Source organism: Candidatus Acidiferrales bacterium (assembly GCA_035934015.1).
Classification (GTDB): Bacteria; Acidobacteriota; Terriglobia; order Acidiferrales; family UBA7541; genus DAHUXN01.
On sequence record DASYYH010000023.1, the window covers coordinates 138,551 to 164,013 of the forward strand.

17 protein-coding genes are annotated in these 25,463 nt (G+C 57.5%); 8 read left to right on the forward strand and 9 right to left on the reverse strand.

All coding sequences use genetic code 11. The features are described 5' to 3' along the window. Nucleotides 1-4: 4 nt before the first annotated feature. From VGR81_11375 to fabZ, 5 genes are read right to left on the reverse strand one after another with little or no spacing between them, the layout of a single operon-like run. The gene (locus tag VGR81_11375) at nt 5-1,378 is read right to left on the reverse strand and encodes a TonB C-terminal domain-containing protein (protein HEV2289543.1); all 1,374 of its coding nucleotides are present in this window, start codon (nt 1,376-1,378) and stop codon (nt 5-7) included. Then, a complete protein-coding gene (locus VGR81_11380; GenBank protein HEV2289544.1) occupies nt 1,375-2,355 on the reverse strand; it encodes a Gfo/Idh/MocA family oxidoreductase in 981 nt (326 codons plus the stop codon). Before VGR81_11380 ends, VGR81_11375 begins: the two co-directional genes overlap by 4 nt. After that, entirely contained in the window at nt 2,352-3,239 is an 888-nt protein-coding gene (gene lpxI / locus VGR81_11385) for a UDP-2,3-diacylglucosamine diphosphatase LpxI (GenBank protein ID HEV2289545.1), read from the reverse strand. The genes VGR81_11380 and lpxI overlap by 4 nt, the downstream gene beginning before the upstream one ends. A gap of 7 nt (nt 3,240-3,246) precedes the next feature. Further along, nucleotides 3,247-4,026 (reverse strand): acyl-ACP--UDP-N-acetylglucosamine O-acyltransferase, encoded by a 780-nt coding sequence (gene lpxA, locus VGR81_11390; protein ID HEV2289546.1) that lies wholly within the window; start codon nt 4,024-4,026, stop codon nt 3,247-3,249. Next, nucleotides 4,023-4,463 (reverse strand): 3-hydroxyacyl-ACP dehydratase FabZ, encoded by a 441-nt coding sequence (gene fabZ, locus VGR81_11395; GenBank protein ID HEV2289547.1) that lies wholly within the window; start codon nt 4,461-4,463, stop codon nt 4,023-4,025. Before fabZ ends, lpxA begins: the two co-directional genes overlap by 4 nt. Before the next feature lie 239 nt (nt 4,464-4,702). Between fabZ and VGR81_11400 the strand changes: the two genes are divergently transcribed. Continuing rightward, nucleotides 4,703-6,793 carry a M13 family metallopeptidase gene (locus VGR81_11400; protein ID HEV2289548.1) on the forward strand — a complete coding sequence of 697 codons (2,091 nt, stop codon included), beginning with the start codon at nt 4,703-4,705 and terminating at the stop codon, nt 6,791-6,793. A gap of 41 nt (nt 6,794-6,834) precedes the next feature. Here the strand turns inward: VGR81_11400 and VGR81_11405 are convergent, their stop codons facing one another. Beyond that, entirely contained in the window at nt 6,835-7,338 is a 504-nt protein-coding gene (locus VGR81_11405) for a DUF2127 domain-containing protein (protein HEV2289549.1), read from the reverse strand. 242 nt (nt 7,339-7,580) lie between these two features. Here VGR81_11405 and VGR81_11410 point away from each other — a divergent pair, with 242 nt between their 5' ends. Continuing rightward, a complete protein-coding gene (locus VGR81_11410) occupies nt 7,581-8,996 on the forward strand; it encodes a glycosyltransferase family 2 protein (protein ID HEV2289550.1) in 1,416 nt (471 codons plus the stop codon). 53 nt (nt 8,997-9,049) lie between these two features. Here VGR81_11410 and VGR81_11415 read toward each other — a convergent pair whose 3' ends face one another. Both VGR81_11415 and VGR81_11420 read right to left on the reverse strand, forming a co-directional pair. Next, entirely contained in the window at nt 9,050-10,933 is a 1,884-nt protein-coding gene (locus VGR81_11415; GenBank protein HEV2289551.1) for a mechanosensitive ion channel domain-containing protein, read from the reverse strand. 56 nt (nt 10,934-10,989) lie between these two features. After that, a complete protein-coding gene (locus tag VGR81_11420; GenBank protein HEV2289552.1) occupies nt 10,990-12,006 on the reverse strand; it encodes an ROK family protein in 1,017 nt (338 codons plus the stop codon). 116 nt (nt 12,007-12,122) lie between these two features. Between VGR81_11420 and VGR81_11425 the strand changes: the two genes are divergently transcribed. After that, nucleotides 12,123-13,124, forward strand: a complete 1,002-nt coding sequence (locus tag VGR81_11425) for an L-rhamnose/proton symporter RhaT (protein ID HEV2289553.1) — start codon at nt 12,123-12,125, stop codon at nt 13,122-13,124. A gap of 132 nt (nt 13,125-13,256) precedes the next feature. Here the strand turns inward: VGR81_11425 and VGR81_11430 are convergent, their stop codons facing one another. Further along, complete coding sequence (locus VGR81_11430) at nt 13,257-16,469, reverse strand: hypothetical protein (GenBank protein ID HEV2289554.1); 3,213 nt, start codon at nt 16,467-16,469, stop codon at nt 13,257-13,259. 380 nt (nt 16,470-16,849) lie between these two features. On the opposite strand from VGR81_11430, the gene VGR81_11435 reads away from it, so the two are divergent. From VGR81_11435 to VGR81_11455, 5 genes are all read left to right on the forward strand, one after another. Then, entirely contained in the window at nt 16,850-17,185 is a 336-nt protein-coding gene (locus tag VGR81_11435; GenBank protein ID HEV2289555.1) for a PadR family transcriptional regulator, read from the forward strand. Nucleotides 17,186-17,196: 11 nt separating this feature from the next. After that, entirely contained in the window at nt 17,197-19,896 is a 2,700-nt protein-coding gene (locus VGR81_11440) for an ABC transporter permease (protein ID HEV2289556.1), read from the forward strand. Nucleotides 19,897-19,980: 84 nt separating this feature from the next. Next, nucleotides 19,981-21,285, forward strand: a complete 1,305-nt coding sequence (locus tag VGR81_11445) for an ATP-binding protein (GenBank protein ID HEV2289557.1) — start codon at nt 19,981-19,983, stop codon at nt 21,283-21,285. 23 nt (nt 21,286-21,308) lie between these two features. Further along, nucleotides 21,309-22,673 carry a sigma-54 dependent transcriptional regulator gene (locus VGR81_11450; protein HEV2289558.1) on the forward strand — a complete coding sequence of 455 codons (1,365 nt, stop codon included), beginning with the start codon at nt 21,309-21,311 and terminating at the stop codon, nt 22,671-22,673. A gap of 288 nt (nt 22,674-22,961) precedes the next feature. Beyond that, nucleotides 22,962-25,316: a FecR family protein gene (locus VGR81_11455; protein HEV2289559.1), complete on the forward strand. Its 2,355-nt coding sequence runs from the start codon at nt 22,962-22,964 to the stop codon at nt 25,314-25,316. Nucleotides 25,317-25,463: the final 147 nt, after the last annotated feature.

The following is a 25,463-nucleotide window of genomic DNA, read 5'->3' on the forward strand; positions in this document are numbered from 1 at the left end:
GGTTTCACTGATTGTAGTTGTAATCCATGGGGAGGTTATAAAGGAAGATGATTCGGAGTTCGATATATGGCCCAGTAAACGCCGATGGCAAAGGCTCAAAAGGATTCGACTCAGTGAGCGCGGCGGCGGCGGCACGATCGAGCGGTTCCTTCCCGGAAGTGCGCTCGAGAAAAGGTTCCGTGTTGGGCATATCGCCATTCCGCATGATGTGGAAGTGCATCACGACAACGCCCTTGTCGCCCATGCGCGCCGAAATGGGCATCACGGAGTCCCAATTCTGCTGCACCCGGGCGATCAATCGCGCCAAATAATTCGAGAAATCGACACCCTGCGTGGGAGTCAGTATCTGCACGCCGCTTCCCAATTGTCCCTCGCCATTTGCCCCACTCGGGGGCGGCGCACCTGGCGCCTGTGGCAGTGGCTCGGTGATCGACGCTGAGGTCGAGCTATTCCGGTTCTGAAGTGCTTCCTGAGCGGATTTTTCGATTTCTTGACCCGGCGAAAGGTGAGGAATATCCAGGTTCAACTTGTGAGTTGGCGGAGGCGGTTGGACTTCCGTTAGTGGCTTGAACGCTGGCTCCGTCTTGGGCCGTTCCGTCGGCGGCGGTTGCGGCGGAGTTGTCTTTGACACTTCAGGTTGTGGAGGCGCAGTGTTCTTCGGGCCGGCAAGAGGAGCTGGCTGTGGAGGTTGCGGTGGCGTGAGCTGCTTCAGAATGCGCGGGTCAAGGCGGATTCGCGCGCTCGGCTGCTCGGCTCGGGGGCGTTCCTTGGGAATTTCTCTGACAGAGGGCGGCAGAAAAACGCGTGCCAATTGTTCGCGCGCGAGCTGGACCTCCTGCGTCGGCTCGCTCGTATTGAACAGCTTTGGCAAGAACAGTATGAGCAGGATCACCCCAACGTGAACAATCAGAGAAAAAGACCGCGCGAGCCATTGCCAATCCTTGACCTGTGGCTTCTCCGGACTCGCTAGCAGGTTGATTTCTCCGGTCGTAAACAAGTCCGGTTCGAGAATGTCTTGGAAAATTTGCGCTGGCAACGGCGCCTGAGGTGTGATCTTTGTGGATTGATCGAGCTTCGCCTCCTGCGGCACAACGATGCGGGTCTCCAGCACAGCGATTGGAACGTGGGCGGGGATGGTTGAGGCAGAAGACTCCAGCGGCTTCACGGGCATATCGCGAGGAATCAGCATTCGGCTCGCGAGTACATCCAGCGGCAAATAGGAAGGAATCGAGCTGTGCGTTTCTAGCGGACGATCTGAGGGCCCGGTAGGCACAACAATGCGCGAATCGAGCGCCGACGTGCGCCGCTGCCCATTTTCCGGCGGGGCATTCGGGTCGACGCGGGAAATTTTCAGCGGAACCAGGATCCTTGGAATCATCTTGCGTCGGGAACGGCGGCTAGCTCCGGTTTGACACGATGGGCATGTTCTATAATACCCGCCATGACGCGTTCGGCTAGACCCAGAGCGCGGCGCCCCGCTTCACCATCAATCAATGGTGCGCCTCTGTCACGCACCGCGTTTAAGAATGAGCGAAGTTCCGCCTTAAGCGGTTCCTCGGGCTGCGTTGGCAGCTTTTCAAAATCGATGGCGGGTTGCGAGCCCTCGCCGGCCACGCGCACCCGCATGACGTCCTGGCGCGTGTAGTCCACCGAAACATACTCGCGCGTTTGGAAAAAGCGCAGCTTCCGGACGCGCTCCGTGGAAACGCGGCTCGCCGTCACGTTTGCGACGGCGCCCGATTCGAATTCAATGCGCGCATGGGCGATATCGACCTTGCCGGTTAGAACTGGAATGCCTACCGATTGGATATCCCGCGGGGGCGAATTCAGCAGAGCGAGCAAGATATCCAGGTCATGAATCATGACGTCGAAAACGACGTCCACGTCGAGGCTGCGCGGCGAAAATACGCCCAGTCGGTGGACTTCGAAAAACAGCGGGCGTGTCACAATTTGCTGAACAGCTACAACGGCCGGATTGAAGCGCTCGAGATGCCCCACTTGAAGGATTTTGCCCCTACGTTTTGCAGTGGCGATCAGTCCATCGGCCTCGGCCATGGAAACGGCTATCGGTTTTTCGACAAGAACATCCACTCCGGATTCAAGGAGCTGTATGCCGATCTGAGCGTGAAGTTTTGTGGGTACGGCCACGCTTGCAGCGTCAATCTGTTCAGCGAGCTGCGCAACGTCGGAGAATGCTTGCGTGTCGAACTCTGCGGCGATCTGTCTCGCGCGTTCGGGATCGGCGTCATGGATGCCGATCAGTTCCGCGTCGGGCAATTCGTGATAAACGCGCACATGGTTGCGCCCAAAATCGCCGACACCAATCACTCCGACGCGAATCTTCTTTCCCGTCACTGTCTGCCCCGCTTTTGCATAGTCTTGTCGGATGCACCTTCCGTGCCGAGGGGTGCAAAGGCCTCGATAGCAATTCCAGCCGCATCGGCGGCCGCAACCAGCTTCTCTCGGTCGAAGAGTAGGGTACGCCCCGCATCAACCGCCAGCGATGTGGCATGGCAACGCTGCATCACTTCGATCGTTCGCAAGCCGACGACTGGCACGTCGAAGCGCATATCCTGATCCGGCTTGCTCACTTTTACGACGGCTAGACGCTTCCCCTGCGTAAGACGTGCGGCCCGCTCGATGGTTTCGTCGGTGCCTTCCATGGCCTCGACCGCGACGCAGGCGCGCTCCCGTATCACAACAGTCTGCCCAAGGTCCAGCCCAGCGAGGCGGTGCGCCACTTCGCGGCCATAGACAATGTCGGCTGCTTCTTCCTCATCCAGCGCGCGGCGTGTCAGCACGCCCTTTTCGGGCAGCAGCGAAGCAAGAAAGACAGTCGAGTCAACGAGACGAATTCCCTCGTCCTCGAGCAGTCCGGCCACAGCGCCAATCAGCGAATCCGTGTTCTTCTTCGGCAGTGACAACAGCAACTTGGCCAACTTCCAGTCCGGCCGTATGGAACTGAAAATCTTATTGTGTTTCACCTGCCCTGCCATTACGGCCTGCTTCACGCCCTCGCTGTGAAGCAGTTCAATGGTGCGGCTCAGCTCGCCGAGGCTGACCCAGTGCAGACGCGCAGCTACTTGTTCAAGCTGTGGTGAAGCCTCCTCGCGGATGGCGATCACGGCCATGTCGATGCCGCGGCTGCGCGCTCCTTCAAGGACAAGAAATGGAAATTTCCCGTTCCCGGCGATCAAACCCCAACCGGTCGTCGAAGAAGCTTCCGTGTGCGATGGCATCGGTTCTCTACTTAATGAGGCCGCGCTCGGCCGTCTCGATGAAATGAATCAGCTCGGACACATCCTCTGAACCGTTCAACGTCGCTCTCATCCGTTCCAGTGCCTGAGTCGTGTTCAGTTTTGAGCGCAAGAGGATGCGGAAAGCGCGTTCAATTGTTTTGATGCGCTCCGGACTGAAGCCGTGCCGCTGGAGACCGATCGAATTCACAGCGAAACAGCGAACATCGCGCGACTGCACGACCTTGGAAAACGGCGGCACGTCTTGCGTGATGGCCGTCAGCGCGGCGACGTAGGCATGGCGGCCGACGCGGCAAAATTGATGCACGGTGCAGAATGCGCCTATGGTGGCATTGTCTTCCACGGTCACGTGGCCGGCGAGCGTGGCGCCATTCACGAAAATCGTGTGGTTCCCAACGCGGCAATCGTGCGCCACATGCGAATAGGCCATGAACATGTTGTTGCTGCCGATGCGCGTGGCGCCTCCGCCCTTCTTGGTCCCGCGCGATACGGTCACAAATTCGTAGAATTCGTTCCCATCTTCGATTTCAAGCGAGACCCGTTCTCCGGCGAAACTGATGTCCTGGGGATCGCAGCCGATTGCAGCGAAAGAGCGGACGTGATTCTTCTTGCCTATGCGCGCCGGACCATGGACCACAGCATGAGGTTCAATCACGCAGCCCTCGCCCAGTTCCACCTCGTCGCCAATCACGGAAAATGCCCCGATGCATGCATCTTTGCCAATTCGGGCGCTCCGGGAAACGCTCGCTCGGGCGTCAATTATGCTCATGCTCTGCGGTCCACCGTCTTGCACATCAGAGTCGCTTCCGCTGCGAGCTCGTTGCCAACCAGCGCTTTTCCAGCCAGTTTGCAGAACGTCGTGCGCCAGGAGACCACATCCACTTCGATGCGCAATTGATCTCCGGGAACCACCGGCCGCCGGAAACGTGCATCGTCGATGGCGACAAAATAAAGCAGTTTGCTCTCTCGCTCCGGAATTTCCTGCAGCAACAGGAAGCCTCCCGTTTGCGCCATGGCCTCCACAATCAACACGCCCGGCATGACCGGCTGCCCGGGGAAATGACCGGCAAAGAAATTTTCATTGATGGTGACGTTCTTGATTCCCACAATCCGCTTAAGGCGCTCCATTTCGATAATCGCATCCACCATGAGAAACGGATAGCGGTGCGGCAGAATCTTCTGTATATCGTTCGTGTCCAAGATCATCAATTGCCTCGTCAAGCCGGACGGGTTGAAAAAACCGCGCGGCGCGCAATCCAAGCATTTTATATGAAAGAGCTTAGCGGTGGAATCACGCTGCTGCGGATGTTCACGCGTTGAAACTCTGGAGTCCGCACACGCGTCCCATCTGCCGGGTTCAAAGCCGGGGGCTTGTTTTACTCGAGTTCTGCGCTGAGAATACGCTCGCGCGAAAAGCAAATCACACTGGAGGATTTATGCGTGCGATGATTAGGCTAGCAGTTGTTGCGTCGTTGTCTCTCGTACCGGGTTTCCTTAGGGCTCAGACCGGCGCGTATTGCCGCGCTGGTTTCTTCTCTGAGGCCACGGCGTCCGGCCAGAGCGCGGAGACGCAACAACAGACGCACGGGCTGAACCCTGCCGATCTGGACACCACGGCGAACGCCTGCGTGAATTTCTTTCAGTTTGCTGATGGCGGGTGGAACAAGTCCCATCCGATCCCGCCGCAGAATGCTAGCTGGGGCACGTTCAACTGGCTTCTTGACAAGAATCAGCAAGTCCTCCACCAAATCCTCGAAAAGGCGGCAGCCGACCGCGGCGCGACGCAGAGTTCGACCAAGCAGAAGATCGGCGACTATTACGCAAGCTGCATGGATGAGGACGCCATCGAGAAGGCCGGCATCCACCCCCTCGAATCGGAGCTGGCCCGCATCCGCGAGATTTCCGACCTTCGGCAGCTTGAAAAGGAAGTCGCGCGCCTGCAGAGCATGGGCGTGCCTGTGCTTTTCCGTTTCAGTTCTGGGCAGGATTATAAGAACAGCACGCTGGAAATTGCGAATGCGTTTCAGGGAGGACTGGCACTGCCTGACCGTGACTACTACATCAAAGACGACGTACACGAGCAAAAGATTCGCGGCGCTTATATCACGCACCTGACCAACATTTTCAAACTTATGGGCGACGACCCCGCGACTGCCGCTCAAGAAGCGCACACCGTCATGACCATTGAAACGAACCTGGCCAAAATTTCCATAGATCGCGTGGCCATGCGAAACCCGGAATCGCGCTACCACAAGATGGACATTGCTGAATTCCAGTCGATGACGCCAAACTTTTCGTGGAACGCCTATCTTGAAGATATCGGCTACCCGGGAGTCAGAGACGTCAACGTCGGCCAGCCGGATTTCTTCAAAAACCTCAATGGCGAGCTGACCTCGACACCCATTTCGGATTGGAAGGTTTATCTGCGTTGGCATCTCGTCAATGCGGCAGCGCCGGCGCTCTCCTCCGAGTTCGTCAATGAGAATTTTGATTTCTTCGGCAAGACCTTGACCGGCGCCAAGGAATTGCAACCGCGCTGGAAACGCTGCGTGCAAATGACCGATCGGCAGCTCGGCGAAGCCCTTGGGCAGGAATACGTCGAGGTCGCTTTTCCCCCAGAAGCAAAGGCTGCCGCACTGAAGATGGTTCATAACCTTGTAAACGCATTGCACGCTGACATCGAGACCTTGCCGTGGATGAGCCCGGCAACGAAGCAGCAAGCCATCGCCAAGTTGAGCCATCTCATGCTCAAAGTCGGCTATCCTGATAAATGGCGTGATTATTCGGCTTATCGTGTGACTCGCGAATCTTTCTACGGCAACCTTATCCGTGGGCGCGAATTTCAGTTCCATTACGAAATGGCAAAAATCGGCAAGCCTGTGGATCGCACCGAATGGACTATGACCCCGCCAACGGTCAACGCCTACTACAACTCTTCCATGAATGAGATTGTTTTCCCCGCGGGCATTCTGCAGTGGCCATTCTTCGACGCCAATGCGGACGACGCGCTGAATTACGGCGGCATCGGCGCCGTCATCGGCCATGAGATGACGCACGGCTTCGACGATCAGGGCCGAAAATTCGATGCCGACGGGAATCTACGCGATTGGTGGACGCCGGAAGATGCCAAGAATTTCCAGGCGCGCGCCGATTGCGTCGAGCATCAATTCGATAGCTACGTCGTCCAGGGTGAAGTACACGAAAACGGGAAACTCGTGCTTGGCGAAAGCATCGCCGATCTCGGTGGCCTGACGATTGCCTACAAGGCGTTCCTCAAAACGCCCGAAGGGCAATCCGGCGAAAAAATCGATGGCTTTACGCCAGTTCAGCATTTCTTCCTGGCAGGGGCGCGCACATGGGAAGGAGCGGACCGTCCGGAAATGGATCTGATGCTGGCCAAGACCAATCCACATCCGCTGGACAAGTATCGCGCCATCGCTGCGCCATCCAACATGGCTGCTTTCGCCAGTGCTTTCGATTGCAAGCCCGGGGACCCGATGGTGCGCCCGCCGGATCAGATCTGCCGGATTTGGTAGGTGCTATTCGCCAGACTTGCGCTTGAGCAGCACGAGATGAATCATCTCTCGTTCACTTCGCCGCTCGAGTGGCTTGCTCGCTGCTTCTTATATTCCGCATACGTGAGAAGGATCACGATCGCATCGAAAACGGTGAGCCAGATGAGCCACCACGACATCGCAAACGTCATCCGATACAGCTGATAGAATATGAAAACCACGAGCATGATGATCATCCCGGGATACGCCCACATCCGGTTGAGCCACAACTCGACAACGAGGATCACTTTCACCAGCCCATGCGAAACGAGGTAAAAAGAGATAAAATAGTGCGCATGGCCGCTGATTGTGCTCGACGCGTGAAGAAGGTGTGAAGCAATAAAAGCATTCGGATTTCGCGTCACGGCGTGATGCGTGATCGTGTCCAGGAATGTGTCCATGCGATTCGGGCTTACGAACAGCACAAGGAGACCCCCCAGTGTCTCCAGTAAGCCGTCAATGCCCTTCAGCGTGATACTGGTCTGAAAGCTTCGATCGAGGAGCGTATTTCCTTTTAGCACTTGCATGAGATGAATCTGAGACTAACACACCGCTTCGCAACCAGCGCGGCGGCTTTCCAGGAAACGTTCTCATGAGAAATCCAGTCGCGTTAGTGCAACCAAGAGGTCTCCGAGAAGAAACGAAGAGGCGAAGATCGGCGGCCAATTCGCCATGGATTGCGATGCGGAAGCCGGTCGCTTAAAATTTCCACTGAGCTTTTTCGCCGATGCCATCGGGTGAAACTGTAGAGATGGAGAGCGGATTGCCAATGAAGCTTGCCGCGGACGCTGAAATCGAGCGTGAGCCGGTTACCGTTGCAGAGATGGACCCCCTCTCGCTCGCGCAGGCCGAAGCATTTTCCAAAGAAATTGCACGGGAGGAAAGGCGCGATCGTTGGGATTGGTTCTTGACCGCGCTCATTGTCGCAGGGTTTATCTTCCTGGCTTATGAAGTGTATCGCAGCGCGGCTTTCGATCCCTTATGGCTCGCCGCGGAAGAGCACCAGTGGTCGCGCTTCATTGTGCATCCCGCGCTCCTCTGGGCCATTATGGGTACAATCTTGCTCGGTTTTCGCACCATCTTTTGGATTCGCTATCGCCCGTTTCCCTCGGCCAATTTTGAAAATGCACCGAGCCTCACGGTAATCATCCCCGCCTATAACGAAGGCGCGATGGTGTTGAAATCCATTGAGTCTGCTGTTCTCGCAGTCTATCCGAAGGATCGCCTGGAAATTCTGGTGATTGATGACGGAAGCGCCGACGACACTTGGGAATATATCAAGCGCGCCACTGAAAAATTTCCTGACCGCCTGACGCCCATCCGTTTCTCGAAAAACCGTGGCAAACGAGATGCCCTCGCCGAAGGCTTTTCCCGGGCCAAGGGCGAGATCGTCGTCACAGTTGATTCCGACAGCGTCATTGACCCGCGCGCTTTGCTCGCAATCGCTGGCCCATTTCGAAATCCACAAATCGGTGCCGTCGCCGGCCGCGTCGCGGTTTATAACCGGCGACATGGTTTGATTCCGCGCATGCTGCATGTGCGCTATATCTTGTCGTTCGATCTTCTGCGCGCGGTCGAGTCGTCTTACCAGACCGTTTACTGCTGCCCGGGCGCCCTCACCGCATACCGCACGTCGGTCGTCAGAGAAGTTCTCGAACGGTGGTCTACGCAAACGTTTTGGGGCGTGCCGTGCACCTATGGCGAGGACCGCGCGCTGACCAACTATATTCTCGAGGCTGGATTTCACACCGTTTATCAGCGCACAGCCACGGTTCATACGGTTGCTCCTGAAACGTATGGCAAGCTGTGCAAGATGTTTTTGCGGTGGGACCGCAGCTACATTCGCGAGGAGATTCGCTTTCAATCCATCGTCTGGAAGCGTCCGCTCACCTCTCGGTGCATTGCGCTGTGCGACAGGTTGATTACCAATTTGCGTTACCCCGTTAACTACGCAATTCTTTTCCTTATGATTTTTCTGGTTTTCGGTAAACCTTTGCTCATGCTTCGCCTGTTTTCGGCCATCGGCATCTTTGCCTTTTTTAATATGCTTTATTTTTTGCGGAGCGAGCGCTCCGCCGATTTTCTCTACGGCATCCTTTACGCGTATTTCGGCTTTTTTACTCTATTCTGGATTTTTCCCTACGCCTTACTGACCCTCCGCGCCCGCTCGTGGCTGACTCGTTGACGCCGCTATCGGACTTGTTTTGTCCGTGAATTGGATTGCTCAGGTCTTTAATCTTAGACGGGAGTCGGTGAGGTTTTTGAAGCGACGCCTTTGTTTTCCGCGCCCTCTATTTTTGTTCCGTGCAGAATATCGAGCGCTGCGCGGTATAGGCGCGAACGCAGCTCATGGCGTTCGTTCGCGCGCGTGATGTAGCGGATCGTAAGAGTCGTGCCGTCGGATTTTGGCTGCAGATTCAAAGTCGGCTTGGCGGTGAACATTTTCGAACCGTGCGCCAGCGTGACGCGCTCCCATTCCTTCTCCGCCGTTCGTGTGTTCTCTTGCGTCGCATCCGTGACGATTTTCAGAATTGCGTCTCCGATCGGATAGGGATTCTCCCCGGGAGGAACCGTGAGCTGCAGCTCGTCCCACATCCACTGTCCCGAGGTAGAAAAATTGAAATATTGCCCCTCAATCGCATAGCTGTTGACGAAGGTCACTTTCCTCCCGGTTGGGTGCCCGGAGTCCGACCAATTTCCAACTTCCAGCAGCACGGTATGCAATAACCCTACTTCAAACACTTCGCCGGCGACGCCATTGATTTCCACCCAGTCACCCGGGCGAATGCCATTGCGTCCCATAAGCACAAACCAGCCAAGAAATCCGACGATGAAGTCCTTGAGCGCAACCGTGAGACCAGCGCCAGCCAGCGCAAGTACCGTTGCAAATTGGCTGGGCATCCCAAAAATCAAAATCAGAATGGCCACAGCACCGATCACGCGAATCGCCACGACAAAGATAGACCGCAGCGTCAGCAGCCGTTTGCGATCCGGGCCCAGCTTCATTAGAAAATGTCGAATCAGGCCGTCTGACAGGAAGACGGCGAACGCAATCAGCACAATCCAAAAAGTGGATATCAGCAGACCATGAAGGAAGTTCCTCTGAAGGCCGGCCACAAGCGCACTCCATGCCGCGTACGTCTGGGCGAGGGACTGCTCCATTTCAATTCGGTGGTCGAACTCCGCCAGTGTCCTTTGTTCTTGCGTTTGCGTCTGGACTGCGGCGAGCTCCTGAGCGATATCATCGCTTCCATCGCTTTGCGGAGCAGAAACGGGAGCAGTGGTGCTGGCCGAGCTTTTCGCCGCGCCGCCACTGGCAGAATGCTTCTGCGACTGCTGCTGCGTGAGCAGTTCCTCGAGTTGTGAATGCGACCGTGCCAAACTTGCGGCGCGCGCCAACGCTGCGTTCCGCGCCGCTTCAAGGACTTCCCTCTTGGCGTCCAGGGATGTCCAGGCCCGCCATTGGGCAATGATGTCGCGCGCCGTCATGGTTTCAACGACTGCCTCTTTGCTGTTCGCAGCGGCACCTACTTGTTCGTCTCCTTTGTGCACTTCAGATTGCTCATGTTCCTCGAGCATTTGCTGAATCGCGCTGCGAGGGTCGTCGCCGGCCCTGCTCAGATCTTCATGCGCGTCGGCGAGCGCATCTTGGTCGAGAGAGAGAAGCGCCTGCGCCAATTGCAATCTTTGCTGCAATTCGACTTTTCTCGCCCCGGTCGCTTTGGACAAGAGTGCCGTTAACGTCGTTACTTCTGCCTGTTGCGCGTCGGTTCGCGTCTGTCTTTTTTCAATGCGCGCCTCCAGGGCCTTTCCTTCGGCATTCAGGACTGGAGGGTGTTCTGCGACATTGCGCAATGCAAAAGCGAATGTCATATCCACTTCGTGATCGCCGTCGCTCAGCGCTTCGGTGGCAAACTGTCTCTCGCTCGCAGTGACAGCCATTGCCGCAAGCTTCTGCGCCGTCTGCAGTGGCTCTTCATCCACCAGATTTGCTTGTGAGGGCCGCGCCGCAGTCTGCTGCGGCACTGTCCTCACTTGCGAGCGCGTCAGCACGATTCCCGCAGCAGCCGCCACGAGCAAGGCCAGCAAAAGAAAAAGGATCCCTTTTTGAGCAATTTTCATGGACGTATAAAGTGAATACCGTGAAAGCCGGGTTTGCAAGCTTTATTCGAAGAACCTCAGCGGGCGGCGCGCCGGCGAGTTCTTGTCCGCGCCGGAACAGATTTCGCCAGGGACAAGCACAACGCTGCTCCGCCTGCGATGCCCGAGTCTTCTCCATAGCGCGCGCGCAACAGCGGAATTTCACTCGCGCGGGAGTTAATCGTCCAGTGTGCCAGCTCCTTGCGAATAAAAGGAAACCACTCCGACATCAATTCGCCCATGCCTCCGCCAAAAATAATTACGTCAGGCTCAAGTAAATCAACAATAGTGCCGAGCCAGATCGCCAGAAATGTCGCAGTTTCTTCCAGGATCAAAGCCGAGAATTTATCTCCGCCGCGCCACGCCGCTCCTACCATTTCCGCCGTCACAGCGTGGGGCTCTCCTCCCCCAAGGGCGAGAAGCTTTTCTCGTCCCGAGCCTCCCGCGAGCAGCCGCTCGCGCGCGCGCTTGGCCACCGCCGGCCCTGCGGCGAGAGCTTCAATGCATCCAAGTTTGCCACATGCACACTTCGGGCCGCGGAAATCAATGGAAACGTGGCCGCCTTCGATCGCCGCCCCTGTCCTCCCGTGATAAACCTTCCCTCCGAGTACAAGTCCTGCGCCAATTCCCGTTCCCAGCGTCGCATAAAAGACCGACTCGTATCCCTTGCCCGCGCCCCAAATCGCTTCGGCAAGCGCCGCGGCATTCGCATCATTGTCTAGTTTCGTCGGCAAGTGAAAAATCTTGTGAATTTTTTCCGTGATCGCAAAATTGTGCCAGCAGGGAAGGTTTGGCGGATTGATTACCACACCCTTTTGCGGATCGAGCGGGCCCGGGCTGCTGACTCCAATCGCAGCCACGCGTCGCTTCGAATTTACCTTTAGTGCCGCTTCGATGGCGCCTTTCACCGCGGCCAGTCCATCGGCTTCGCTGCCGTGGCTATTCATCGGCGCGCGAACCTTGGAAAGAATTTTCCCACCTGCCGTAACCGTTCCCGCGGCGACCTTCGTTCCGCCAATGTCCACGCCAAGATATACCAGCTCCATTGCGCCCATGTTTGCCTTTGCCCTCCGGCGTCGCCAATCATACGTGAGCGCGCGCAAACGTGTATACTTCCGCCGCTCGCGGGCTTTGCACCCGCGCCCCAAATCTATCGCCGGAGAAAAACTCGATGGACAGCGCCATTGTCGGAATCGTTCTGCTCGTCGTCGCCGGAATCATGAACGGTAGCTTCACGCTGCCGATGAAATTCACGCGCCAGTGGGCGTGGGAAAACACATGGTTCGTGTGGACCGGCTGGGCTCTTGTGATTTTTCCTCCGGCGATGGCCTGCCTGACTGTTCCCCGCCTACATTCTGTGTACTCTTCTGTGCCGGCCGCATTGGTCCTTACGGTGGCTGCCTGTGGAGCTGGCTGGGGAATTTCGCAGGTTTTTTTTGGTTTGGCCGTCGAGTCCGTGGGCATCGCGCTCGCATTTTCCGTGATTCTGGGAATTTCCGCGGCTGTCGGCGCGCTGGTTCCGTTGTTCCAATCCCATGCACACGCCGCCTTCGCGCAACGGGATGTCTTTGTCCTTGCTGGCGTCGCGCTGATTGTGCTCGGCGTTGGAATTTGCGCCGCTGCGGGCCGTCGGCGTGAAGCGGCGCTTGGCCAGTCGGTTGATCCCAATAGGGCTTCCGTGATGCGCGGCTTGCTTTACTGCGCGATCAGCGGCGCCGGCTCGGCTTTGGTAGGCATTGGCTTGTGGCTTGGAGGTCCAATCGGTGCCGCCGCCGAGAAACTCGGCGCAAGTGCGATCTGGTCTCCGAACGCGATTTGGCTGCCCCTGATGATGGCCGGCGGCATCCCGAACCTCGTCTATACCCTTTACCTGATAAGGAAGAATCACGCAGGCAGCCGCTTCTCCCGGCCCGGAACAGCTGGCTACTTCATTCTAGCGGGAATTATGGGCGTCTTTTGGTTTGGGAGCACCTTGATGTACGGCATTGCCGTCCGTCCTCTGGGCACGGCCGTAGCCTGGCCCATCTTCATGTCTCTCATCGTGATTGTCGCCAGCATTTTGGGTGTGCTGACGGGCGAGTGGAAAAATGCCGGCAAACGTCCGCTGCAAATCATGTACGCGGGAGTTGCCGTCCTGATTCTGGCGATTGTCGTGCTTTCCAGGGCCAGCTAGCGCAAAAACGCGATTTTGCAAAATTTAAGGCAGGCCTCGCGAATTATCTCGCCTTCGCAAAACCTGCCCCAGGATTCTAATCCCGAGGAGAGACGGCTTTACCGCATCTCCTCGCCGCTTTTGCTGCCGTCTTTACTTCACCGGCTCGACGCTAATCGCACTGCCTCCGAACAGCGTCGGTGCCCCCGCTGCCTCAGCGGCGCGGTCATACTCCGCGATGTCCGTTTTCAGCGCATCATTGTATTTCTTGAGGACATCTGCTTCCTTCGCGTAGAGGTCCGCCATCTGTGCGCGCATGAGTGCATTGGGCGCTTCCCCGTACGCGCCGCCCGCCTCAAACACCAGACGGTTGATCTGTGGCTGCAGCCGCGCCACCGCATGGATATCGTCCTCCGGCACATCGTGCTGAATGTCCGGATCGTAGACGGAATCACGGATCGCGTTGAGCGTCTTCGCGAGATTTCGTCCGCGTTCGATGATACTCCGATACTTCGCCTGCTGCTGTTGATCGCCGCTCTGCACGGAGGAGCGGAAATCATTGAGCGTCTTATCGATGGCGTCGATGCGGTTGATCATGTCGTTTAACGCACTCGCTTCATTTCGCGCTTCCAAACCGGCCTGTGCTTGCTGGCGGAATACGGCCGGATCGATATGCAGGTTCGGGTCAGGTTCAATCGTGACGCTTTGCGATTGCGTCTGCCCGTTCACCGTCACCGACACTTTGTACGTGCCCGGTGCAACGCGTGGACCGCGGTTCGGATTGAAGAACGCATTTGGCGGCGGAGTCCGTTCCGTCTTGATCCTAACAGGACCCTCCGCCGACATACTCCAGATGAACCGATTGACTCCCGCCTGCGCCGGTCCGTAGTCCGTGGTCACAACGTTTCCTTTTTCGTCCGTGATCACGATCTTTACCGGCCCCTGGCGTTGCATCCTCGCCTCCGGTGAAGGCTTGATTTCGGATTTCAGGTAGTAATCAATCATCGCTCCATTGGGCGCGTTCGGTGCCGAGTATCCGGCTGGCGCTCCCTCGCCGGTTCTCCACGTGTGGAGCATCATCGCGGGTCCCGCGGCGAAGAGGTGGAAATCGCTCGCCTCAATATCCGGCGTCATTTCCTCAAGCGGCCGGATGTTGTCCAGCACAAGAATCCCGCGCCCGTGCGTGGCTACAACAAGATCGTGCCTATTCTTGACGAACTGCACGTCCATCACAGCAGCCGTCGGGAAATTCGATTTCAATGGCCGCCAATGATCGCCGCTGTCCGTGGAGTAATAAAGTCCCGAGTCCGTGCCCAAAACGAGGAAGCCCTTTTGATTCGGATCTTCGCGCACCACATGGGCGGACGAATTCGGCAAACCGTTCGATATCGCCTGCCACGTTGCACCGTAGTCTCGCGTGCGGTAGACGTATACGCCCCGGTTGTCGAGTTCGTGCGCGTCATAGGTCACGTACGCGGTTCCAGCGTCAAAGGGCGATACGCCAACTTGGTACACACGCGCCCATTCCGGCGCGCCGGAAATATTCTTGGAAACTTCCGTCCACGTCTTCCCGCCATCGCGTGTCACTTGCACCAGCCCGTCGTCCGTGCCCACCCAGATGACCTTCGGATCGGTTGGAGCCAGCGTAATTGTCAGGATCGTGTCGTACGTTTCCGCGCCGCTGATGTCGTGCTGGATTGGACCACCAGCGATTTCCTGCTTGCTCTTGTCGTTGCGCGTTAGATCGCCGCTGATCGCCGTCCATGTCTTCCCACCGTCTGTGGACTTAAACACCGCGTTCGCTCCGATATAAACTTCATTTGCGTCCGTCGGTGAAACAGCAATAGGCGACGTCCAATTGAAGCGGTATTTCAGATCTGCCGGCTTGGTTTCTTCCACGCCGGGGAGATAGGGCCGAATGTAGTGGCTCACGTGCGTTTTCAGATCCAGCCGCTCGACCGAGCCATTCTGCGCGTCGCTATAGACGACGTCTGGATCGCTCGGCGCCCACACCGAATATTCGCCATCGCCGCCGACAACTGTGTACCACGCCGTGCCCGCGACGCGTCCGTTGCTCACATCTGACGACGGTCCGCACCAGGCGCTGTTGTCCTGCAATCCGCCGCACACCGAGTAAGGCACGCGGCTGTTCGTAGAGACCATGTAGAACTGCTCGATCGGCAGCCCATCGAGAAAGTTCCACGTCTTCGCGCCATCAGTCGAAAGGAACACGCCTCCGTCATTTCCCTGGATAATCCGGTTCGGATTCTTCGGATCGATCCACATGGTGTGATGGTCGGAGTGCACGCCGCGATCCGCGACAAATGTCGTCTTCCCGCCGTCGATCGACTCCATCATGTTGAACGAGAGGAAATAGACTCGGTTCTCGTTTTCCGGCGAGACGACCAGCTTCGAAAAATAGAAGGCCCGGACATCCAAATTGTGGCTGTCATTCACGGAAGTCCATGAATCTCCCATGTCCGTCGATTGCCAGAGCATTCCGTGCTTCGCTGCAATCAACGCATAGAGATGGTCGGGATTTGATGGCGCGATGGCGATCGAGCTGCGTCCCCACGGCCCTTCCGGCAATCCCTTCGTCAACTTCTGCCAGGTGTCGCCGCCGTCCGTCGAGCGGTAGATCGCGCTGCCCGGCCCGCCATCCATCAGCGTCCACGGATACCGCCGGAATTCCCACATGCACGCAAAAAGAACCTGCGGATTCCCCGGCGACATTTCCAGATCCCCGACGCCCGTCGTATCGTTCACGAAAAGCACTTTCTTCCACGTCTTTCCGCCGTCCGTCGTCTTGAAAACGCCGCGCTCGGCATTCGGTCCCCACGCGTGGCCCAGCGCTCCGACAAACACCGTATTCGGGTCACTCGGGTCGATCACGATGTCCGTGATCTGCTGCGTATCCGCAAGGCCCATAAACTTCCATGAGTTTCCAGCGTCCGACGAAAAATAAACGCCTCCGCCATCTAACAAGTCGTTGCGAATATTTCCTTCGCCCGTCCCCACCCAGACATAGCTCGAATTCGACGGGGCAATGGCAATCGCGCCAATCGAAGCTGTGTCCGCATGCTCGAAAATCGGCTTCCAGTTCAGCCCGCCGTCGACGGTCTTAAAAACTCCGCCTCCTCCCGCGCCAACATAGTAAACGTTGGGGTTGCCGGGAATTCCGGCCACGGCGGCAACGCGTCCGCCAGCCGATCCCGGCCCGAGATCACGGAATTTCAAATTTGCAAATATGTCTTTTTGTTGATCCGCGGTCGCCGCGTCTTGCGCGCTGGCAACTGGAATCACAGCAAAAAACGAAAGAAGCAGCGCCGCGAGACCGGCGCAGATAATGCGGGATTTTGCCATCATCTATCTCCTTTTGAAAATGCTCGGCTTTTCGCTGCCGGAAGGAAGTTATGTTGTCGCGAAAAATCGCTTACAAGAATCATGACTCGGAAACTGCGACTCGTCATACGTCAGGTATGGTGCATCCGCCGAACGTACCTGCCCCGAAAACCTACGATTGCGCATAGTACCAGACGCATGCGGCCTTCGATTGGTTCCGATTTCTTTTGCCAAATCTCGGACCATGCCGTCCGACCTCGCTTTTCGGTAGCGCGTCAGTTTGAATTTTTTTTGATCGTGACACAAAGAGTCAAAATTCAAAGTGGCCCATTACCTGTTCCTCTTTCCCCTTGACTATTGACAGGAGAGCTGTAGACTTCCTGTCAGTAACTAGGGGGAGCCGCGTGAGCAAACCGACTGACCTTGTGCAAGGCACGCTCGATCTTTTGATTTTGAAAACTGTGGCGCTCGAACCCATGCACGGCTGGGGCATCGCGCAGCGCATCCAGTTCATTTCCAAAAACGCCCTGCAAGTCCGCCAGGGCGCGCTCTATCCCGCACTTCACCGCCTCGAACAGCAAGGCTGGATTCACGCCGAATGGGGCGACTCGGAGAATAATCGCCGCGCGAAATATTATTCGCTCACGCGCGCCGGCCGGAAGTATCTCGAAAAGGAGCAGGCCCAGTGGGAGCGATTATCATCGGCAATCGGCCTGGTTTTGAATTCGACCCAGAGCTAGGAGATCTCAGCATGCGCTACCTGATCAAACTTCGCCTTCGTCTCCATTCTCTTTTCCATCGCGATGCCGCTGACACCGAATTGGACGAAGAGGTGCGGTTCCACGTGGAACATCAGATCGCCGCGAACATCGCCGCGGGAATGTCCCCAGAGGAAGCCCGCCGTGCTGCCCTGCGGGATTTCGGAGGAGTGGAATCCACGAAAGAAGATTGCCGAGACATGCGCAACACAAATTACCTGCACGATCTCGCGCAAGATCTGCGCTACGGCCTGCGCATGCTGCGCAAATCTCCTGGCTTCACCGCCATCGCCGTTCTCACTCTGGCGCTCGGCATCGGCGCCAATACGGCAATCTTCAGCATGGTTGACTCGCTCCTGTTGCGCCCGCTTCCGGTAAGAGATCCCGGTCAGCTTGCTGTTCTCGCCTTCCGCCAGGGGCAGGGGCAACTGAACGACCAGTTTTCTTTGCCAGACCTTCGCGATATCCGCGATCAGAGCAAGGAGACTCTCTCTGACGTTCTGGGCTATATGCCGATTGGTATCGACGGCCTAAGCCATAACGGTGAGGCTGAACCTATATCGACGACTTACGTCACTAGCAATTATTTTTCGATGCTCGGCATTCAACCGTATCTGGGCCGGTTCATCCTTCCTTCCGAAGGCCAGACGTCCGGTGCAGATTCAATTCTGGTCCTTTCGTATTCCTATTGGAAAATTCACTTTGGAGCGGACCGGAGCATTGTCGGCAAGAGCGTCCTACTGAATGACCATCCCATCACTGTGATCGGAGTCGCGCCTCCGGGATTTTATGGCGTGCAGCCGTTGGCGAGCGCGCAGGCCTATCTGCCTTTCGACATGGTCACGACTTACGAGTTCGGATGGCCGAAAGACCTCATGGTCAATCGCATCCTGCAAAATCTCCATACCCTGGCGCGGTTGAGGCCCGGCGTCAGCTTGTCGAACGCAGCCGCGGCGCTCAGCGTCGTCGCCCGCCGTCTTTCCGCGCAATATCCGGAAACCGATAGAGGCCTGGCGCTCAGCATTTACGCTGAGCAATTCGCACGTCCGGACGTGGCGTCATCCAGCACGTTGATCAAAGCAGCGGCATTGTTTCTTATGCTCGTCGGTCTCGTTCTCTTGCTGGCTTGCGTGAACGTCGCCAATATTCTCTTGGTTCGCGCGACAACTCGCGACCGTGAAATGGCACTTCGCGCCGCGCTCGGCGCCGGGCGTGGACGTTTGATCCGCCAATTGCTTACCGAATCCATTCTCCTGGCATTCTTTGGAGGCATCGCGGGAATTTCTCTGGGGTTGCTGGGCGCTCGCGCAATCGCTTCGATCCAGTTGCACAGATTCACTCCGATTCATCTGGATTTTGGATTGGACTGGCGGATCTTCGCTTACGGTTTCTCGGCGGCGCTTCTCACGGGGATTATAGTCGGCATCTTCCCTGCATTGCGCGCCTGCCGCGGAGAGCTCAATGACGTCCTGCACAAATCGAGTCGTAGCGTGACCGGAGAAAAGAACCGTCTGCGCAGCAGCCTCGTCATAATCCAGGTGGCTGGCTCGCTGATGTTGCTCGTCGTTGCTGCTTTGTTCGCCGAAAGCCTTGCCAATGTCCAGCGCACGCATCTTGGTTTCGATCCGCATAACGTAGTCAATTTCGCCATGGACCCCTCGGAAGCCGGTTACGGCGAAACGCAGGGCCTCGCATTCTACAAATCGCTGCTTGATCGTGTAAGAGCCCTCCCCGGCGTGCAATCAACTGGCCTTACTTCCAGCACTCCGATGAGTGATTATTTCAATAGCGACTACGTGAAGGTCTCCGATTATCAGAATCCGCCGGGGAATGGTTTGCCACTTGTATCCTACAGCGTAGTTTCACCGGGCTTTTTCGACACCTTGCGCATTCCCATCGTCCGCGGTCGTGGCTTCACTGATGCGGACATCAAAGGTGGTCCCTATGTTGCCATTGTCAGCGAAGCTTTCGCTGCGCGCTTCTGGCCGGGCCGGAATCCCATCGGCGAACACTTCGTGAAGGTGAGCGGATTTTCGAATCCCGTTTATCAAGTTGTTGGCGTCGCCAAGGATAGCCGCTTTGCCAGCCTGACGGGCCCCATTGATCCGTACTTTTATGTTCCCCTTGCTCAAGACTATTTTTTGAGTCCCTTGGAGGTCTTGCAAGTTCGCAGTTCCTTGCCACCTGATACCATGATTCGCGAAGTCCAAGGCACCGTTCACGATCTGGCACCGCAGATCCCCCTGTTCAACATTCGGACCATGACGGAAAGCCTGGACACCCTTTCCGCGTTTCTGCTCTTTCAACTTGCCGCAGCGGTCGCTGCTTCGCTGGGACTTCTCGGATTGACTCTGGCTGTTGTCGGTGTCTACGGCGTCATTTCTTATTCGGCCAGCCAGCGGACGCATGAAATCGGCATTCGCATGGCCCTCGGCGCGCAGCGCGCGGCCATCCTCAAAATGATCTTGCGCCAGGGACTCGTGATCGTCGCCGCCGGATTGCTGCTTGGCTGCGCGGCCGCGTTTGTCGCGGCGCGCTTGATTGCCAATCTGCTTGTTGGCGTCAGCCCGGGCGACCCGCTGACGTACTCCGCAGTTATCTTGGTTCTCACTCTTGCCGCTCTCGCCGCCTGCTACATCCCCGCCCGCCGCGCCATGAAAACCGACCCCATGGTCGCCCTGCGTTACGAGTAAACAGCATTTTCGGCTTCGATTCTGCGCCGCCGCGCGCCTGTTGTCCCGAACCGTGCTAAATTCAGCAGGGAAAGTCTGCTCCCGATGCAGCGGCAGGAAGAAAAATTCGGCTGGATCGACATCGTCTGGCTCGCATTCCTGATCGGCCTCGCCGTCCTGCCGCCGATCCGGGAAATTCACAAGCAACTCACTTTAGCCGCCATCGGTCTTTTCCAGATCTTCGAAGGACGGTTGATTGCTTGGATTCCCCGCCGCGGCCGCTCCTACGCCATCCTCATCAAAATTCTTCTCGCCACGCTTCTCCTTGGTCACACCGGCGAACTCGGCATCAACAGCAGCTACTGGCCGATTTATTTCCTGCCCGCGGTCACCGCGGCAATCTATTTTGGCCCTGTTGGCACGCTCGCGTGGACTGCTCTTGCTTCTCTGGCCTACGGCTCTTACGTGCTTCCCGCGCTGTATATCGAACTCTATGAAATCCCCGCTTCCGGATACGGCATCCTCGGAATTCGCATTTTGTTCTTCTTCCTCTCGGCCATTCTCGTCAATCGCTTCGTGATGGAAAATCGCCGCCAGGTCGCGCTCTATCAGAGCCTTTCCGAGAGTCTCGCCGAATCAAATCGCCAATTGCAACAGGCCCAATCCGATGTTCGCCGCGCCGAACGTTTGGCCGCTCTCGGACAGCTCACCGCGGGCCTCGCTCACGAAATTCGCAACCCTCTGGGCATCATCAAAGGCTCCGCGGAAATGCTCGCCCAGAAGCTGCAAGCTTCGCAGCCCGTCGCCGGTGAACTCGCCGGCTATATTTCCGCCGAAGTGAATCGTCTCAACGCCCTTGTCACTCGTTTTTTGGATTTCGCGCGCCCGTCGCATCTCGAGCTGCATTCCATCGATCTTCCGCCGCTCGTGGACCGCGCTCTCGAAGTCGCTCAGGCTCGCTATCCTCACGCCTCTGTTACTGTCGCGCGCCGTTTCGCTCGCGACATCCCGAAGGTTCTCGCCGATGAGCAGCTCTGCGAACAAGTCTTCATCAATCTGGTTTTGAACGCCTATGAAGCCATGGGCGCGCAGAGGAACGAGGAACACGGAGGTTCCACCCAGTCGTCAGCTTCTCCCATCGGCGCGCTTTCTGTCTCCATCCAGCCGGATGTCCGGGACGGCCGTTCGGGTGTCTCCGTCGAAGTTCAGGACACCGGCCCCGGGGTTTCCAGCGAGCTTCGCGAGCAAATTTTTAATCCCTTCGTCACTTCGAAGAAGGCGGGCGTCGGCCTTGGTCTTTCGATTGTCGCCAAAATCGTGGATGATCATGGAGGCGCGATTCAATTGGTATCCGAGGCCGGACAGGGCGCTTGTTTCCGCGTTTTTCTTCCCGCTGCGCCTGCGGTATGAGATAACTTTCGGGGCAGCGAAGAATGCCATCGATCCTCATCGTCGAAGACGAGCCGAAGATGCGGCGCTTGCTTGAATTGAATTTGGGCGAGGAAGGTTTTACCACGCACGCCGCCGCCGATGCCGAATCCGGCCTGAAAATTCTCAGTCACGAAAAAATCGATCTGATTGTCAGCGATTTGAAGCTCCCCGGCATGAGTGGTCTCGACTTCCTGCAAGCTGTCAAGCGCGCCGACCCTGCGCTTCCTGTCGTTATCATGACCGCTCACGGCTCCGTCGAAACCGCCGTCGAAGCCATGAAAATGGGCGCCAGCGACTATGTTCTGAAGCCTTTTTCCCTCGCGGAAATGGTTGTCGTTGTTCGCAAGGAACTCGATGCCCGAAATCTCCGCGAAGAAAATCGCTCCCTCCGCGAGGCCCTCGGCCAGCGCTATGAATACGCCAACGTCATCGCGAAAAGCGCCAAAATGCAGGAAGTCCTCGGTCTCGTCGAACGTGTCGCGCCCTCAAACTCAACCGTTTTGCTCGGCGGCGAAAGCGGCGTCGGCAAGGATTTGATTGCCCGCGCCATTCACGAACACTCTAATCGCGCGAAAGGCCCGTTCATCAAAATCAATAGCACCGCAATTCCCGAAAATCTCCTCGAAAGCGAGCTTTTCGGCTACGAAAAAGGTGCCTTTTCCGGCGCCGCTGCGCCCAAACCGGGGAAATTCGAGCTAGCCGACCAAGGCACGCTTTTTCTCGACGAAATCGGCGACGTGCCGCCCGCGATTCAAGTGAAGCTCCTTCGCGTTCTTCAGGAGCGCGAATTCGAGCGCCTTGGTGGCACGAAGACTCTGAAAGTTGACGTCCGTCTTATCGCTGCCACCAATCGCGACCTTCGTGCCGCTCTCGAAGAGGGCACTTTCCGCGAAGACCTCTATTACCGCCTCAATGTCGTCGCCATCGACATTCCACCTCTGCGCGAGCGCAAGGAAGATATTCCCACTCTGGTCAATTTCTTTCTGCGGCGTTTCGCCAGCACCTCCGGCAAGCCGCAGCAGATTACCCCCGCCGCCCTTGATCTCCTGATGGGCTTCCACTGGCCAGGCAACGTCCGCGAACTCGAAAACACCATCGAACGCGCCGTCACTCTCTCCAGTGGCTCCACGATCGACGCCGCAGACGTTCGCCTGGATCAGCGCTCCTCCTCCTCTCAGATTCCGCCCATCCTCCCCGACGGCATGACCCTTGAAAAATGGGAGCAGGAAATCATTCGCGAAGCCCTGCGCCGCGCCAATGGCAATAAGAGCCAGGCTGCCCGCGCCCTTGGTCTTTCTCGCAACGCTCTCCGCTATCGCCTCTCGCAAATGGGCGTCTCCGATCCCGCTGATACTACTGAAACCTAACCATACGATAGCGTATGGAAGTAGGTCGCCTCTTTCCATACCCGCCCGTATCTCCAAACTCTTTTGGACCTCCGGTTTAAGTGGTTGAAATGCACCACCTTCGCGTGAAATCAACCGTTTTCGCTCGCCTCAATCGGAATGCGCCGTTTCCGTTGCCGCCCTTAAATAACATAAAAATAAACAGATAGCTGTATTCTGCGGGAGACATCCAGTTTGGCTAATGCCATGCTCTCATATGAGTGGCAGCAGAGAAGTTCCGTCCGGGAGATCCCGGCGCGAGGTGCGCTCATGATCATCGAGAAAATGCGGGACGCAACGAAAAACGGGATTCTTGTGATAGCAGTTGCCGCCCTGTTCGCGTTTGCCGGCGGCGTTACAGTAGTTTTGGCGCAAGACCAGAGCAATCCTCCGGCGCAGGACAGCATGCAGCAGAATCCGCCGGACCAGTCCGCTGCCGGTGCGGACCAGAATTCTTCGCAAACGCCGCCCGCGGTCGGCCACATCAGCATGGTTCAAGGCAGCGCCTCGATTCAGCGCGGCGACTCTGGCGACTGGATCGCTGCCGCAGTCAACACCCCGATCGAAGCCGGTGATCGCGTTTCCACAGGTGACGGCTCCCGCGTGGAAGTTCAGTTGGACTACGCCGACGTTATCCGCCTCGACGAAAACTCCACGATAAAGATCACGAATCTAACCAATTCCCAGATTCAGGTTCAAGTCGGTCAGGGTCTCGCCAGCTACGATGTCTTCGGCAACGGTCAGGCCGACTCGGAAATCGATACGCCCAACGCCGCACTGCATCCGCTTCGCCAGGGCGAATATCGCATCGAGGTCAATAGCGATTCTGAATCGCAGATGACCGTCCGTGATGGCCAGGCCGAAATTTCTGAGCCGCAGGGCAGCACACGTGTCGATGCCGGCCAACTCATCACCATTCAAGGCACGGACAGTCCGCAGTATCAGGTCGTCGACGCTCCCGCTGCCGATAGCTTCGACAAGTGGAACCTCGACCGCGATCAGCAGATTCAGAACGCCAGCAGTTGGCAGCATAGCGACCGCTATTACGCTGGCGCGCAGGATCTCGACCAGTATGGTCATTGGGAAGACGTTCCCGACTACGGTCAGGTCTGGGTCCCTGCTGAAAATTCAGACTGGGCGCCTTACCGCGACGGAACCTGGCAATGGGAACCTTACTACGGTTGGACTTGGGTTTCTTATGAGCCGTGGGGTTGGGCTCCTTATCACTATGGCCGCTGGTTCGTCTATGGCGGTGATTGGGTTTGGTGGCCGGGGCCAATCGGAGCCTATGGTGGCTGGGGCTACGATCCTGTTTGGGCGCCGGCCTATGTTTCCTTCTTTGGCTGGGGCGGTGGTTTTGGCTTCGGCGTCGGCTTCGGCAGTTATGGCTGGCTCCCCTGCGGTCCGGGTGATTTCTACCGTCCGTGGTGGGGCTATGGCGGCACTCGTTTCGGCTATGTCGGTTTCCGTGACAACGGCTGGGGCCGCGGCGTAGGGGATCGTGACTACGGTCGTGGCTGGGGTCCTCTGTATCATGGCCGAAACGGATTCTCGAACATCGGACGCTTCAACAACGATGCGCGCGTTCGCTCCGGCTTCTCATCCATGTCGAGAGATCAGTTTGGGCGTGGCCGCGTGTCAATGAATCAGCATGGCATCAGCGCCGCGCAGTTTCATCGCGCCAGCATGATGACGGGCCGTCTGCCGGTCGCGCCTTCGCGGCAGAGCTTTGGTCGCGCGGAAAGCCACGTCTCTCCGTCAATCGCACGGACCGCGAACTTCAACAATCAGCATTTCTTCTCGCGGCGCTCGTCCAATTCGCAAGCCGGCCAAGCGCAGCGCACCATCTCGAATTCTCGCGGACAGATTGGCGCAGCGAACAGTTCCCGCTTTTCCCCGCCCGCTCGCCAGCAGTCGTTGGGCGATTTGGGCAATTCACGCTCGTCCTCGAACAGTGGGTCGCGCTCTGGCTGGCAAAGCTTCAGCCATAACGGAACATCCTCACCGCAGAACCGCGGCTCATTCCAAGGGCAGCCTCCGGCGCGGCAGAATGGTTTTTCGCAGTCCGGTCGCTCATCGAACTCGCAGCCTGATGCTTGGCACCGCTTCACTCCGCCGAGCAACGCGAATCGCCAGCCGGCAGCGAATGGTCGTGGTACGCAAGGCCAGTTTCGCGGTTCGCAAGGGCAGCCTCAGCCGCGCCAGAACAACAATGGCTGGCACCAGTTCACGCAGCCGTCGTCTCGGCCATCCCCGCGGCCCAGCGGCCCATCGGGCCGTCCCGCCCCTAGCTATGGCTACCGCAATTTTTCGCGCTCCTCCGGCGGGAACAACTCCTATCGTCCGCGCCTGGATATGACCCAGCCCATTGCGCGCCGCCCGTCGGGTAACAGCTCCTATGGCCGTCCAAATGGGGGTTATTACGGCAGGCCGAGCAATAATAACTACCGGCAGAGCGCTCCTCGATCCTATAGCCAGCCGAGGGGCGGCTTTTCCTCGCGTTCTTTCGGCGGCGGTTCCTTCAGCAGGCCGAGCGGAGGGAGCGGCTACCACGGGGGCGGAGGAGGAGGCCATGCCAGCGCGCCCCGTGGCGGTGGCTCGCGTGGCGGCGGTCGTCCTCGCTAGTTTTCACTGGCCTTCGGAATAAGTCTCTTTTCGATTCCTCGGCTCCATCGCGGGGAATCGAAAAGAGTCTCGGCGTCAAATGGGAGAAGGGTCTGTATTCAAGACCCTCGTTTTCCAGGTAACTAGCTATTGTTCGATAGGTAGGAG

What these genes read in the sequence shown, in the direction of transcription:
- VGR81_11410 (HEV2289550.1), top strand. Translation starts at nt 7,581, where the DNA reads ATGAAGCTTGCCGCGGACGCTGAAATCGAGCGTGAGCCGGTTACCGTT.
- lpxI (HEV2289545.1), bottom strand. Translation starts at nt 3,239, where the DNA reads ATGCCATCGCACACGGAAGCTTCTTCGACGACCGGTTGGGGTTTGATC.
- VGR81_11375 (HEV2289543.1), bottom strand. Translation starts at nt 1,378, where the DNA reads ATGATTCCAAGGATCCTGGTTCCGCTGAAAATTTCCCGCGTCGACCCG.
- VGR81_11400 (HEV2289548.1), top strand. Translation starts at nt 4,703, where the DNA reads ATGATTAGGCTAGCAGTTGTTGCGTCGTTGTCTCTCGTACCGGGTTTC.
- VGR81_11420 (HEV2289552.1), bottom strand. Translation starts at nt 12,006, where the DNA reads ATGGGCGCAATGGAGCTGGTATATCTTGGCGTGGACATTGGCGGAACG.
- VGR81_11450 (HEV2289558.1), top strand. Translation starts at nt 21,309, where the DNA reads ATGCCATCGATCCTCATCGTCGAAGACGAGCCGAAGATGCGGCGCTTG.
- VGR81_11440 (HEV2289556.1), top strand. Translation starts at nt 17,197, where the DNA reads ATGCGCTACCTGATCAAACTTCGCCTTCGTCTCCATTCTCTTTTCCAT.
- lpxA (HEV2289546.1), bottom strand. Translation starts at nt 4,026, where the DNA reads ATGAGCATAATTGACGCCCGAGCGAGCGTTTCCCGGAGCGCCCGAATT.
- fabZ (HEV2289547.1), bottom strand. Translation starts at nt 4,463, where the DNA reads ATGATCTTGGACACGAACGATATACAGAAGATTCTGCCGCACCGCTAT.
- VGR81_11405 (HEV2289549.1), bottom strand. Translation starts at nt 7,338, where the DNA reads ATGCAAGTGCTAAAAGGAAATACGCTCCTCGATCGAAGCTTTCAGACC.
- VGR81_11445 (HEV2289557.1), top strand. Translation starts at nt 19,981, where the DNA reads ATGCAGCGGCAGGAAGAAAAATTCGGCTGGATCGACATCGTCTGGCTC.
- VGR81_11430 (HEV2289554.1), bottom strand. Translation starts at nt 16,469, where the DNA reads ATGATGGCAAAATCCCGCATTATCTGCGCCGGTCTCGCGGCGCTGCTT.
- VGR81_11455 (HEV2289559.1), top strand. Translation starts at nt 22,962, where the DNA reads ATGATCATCGAGAAAATGCGGGACGCAACGAAAAACGGGATTCTTGTG.
- VGR81_11415 (HEV2289551.1), bottom strand. Translation starts at nt 10,933, where the DNA reads ATGAAAATTGCTCAAAAAGGGATCCTTTTTCTTTTGCTGGCCTTGCTC.
- VGR81_11425 (HEV2289553.1), top strand. Translation starts at nt 12,123, where the DNA reads ATGGACAGCGCCATTGTCGGAATCGTTCTGCTCGTCGTCGCCGGAATC.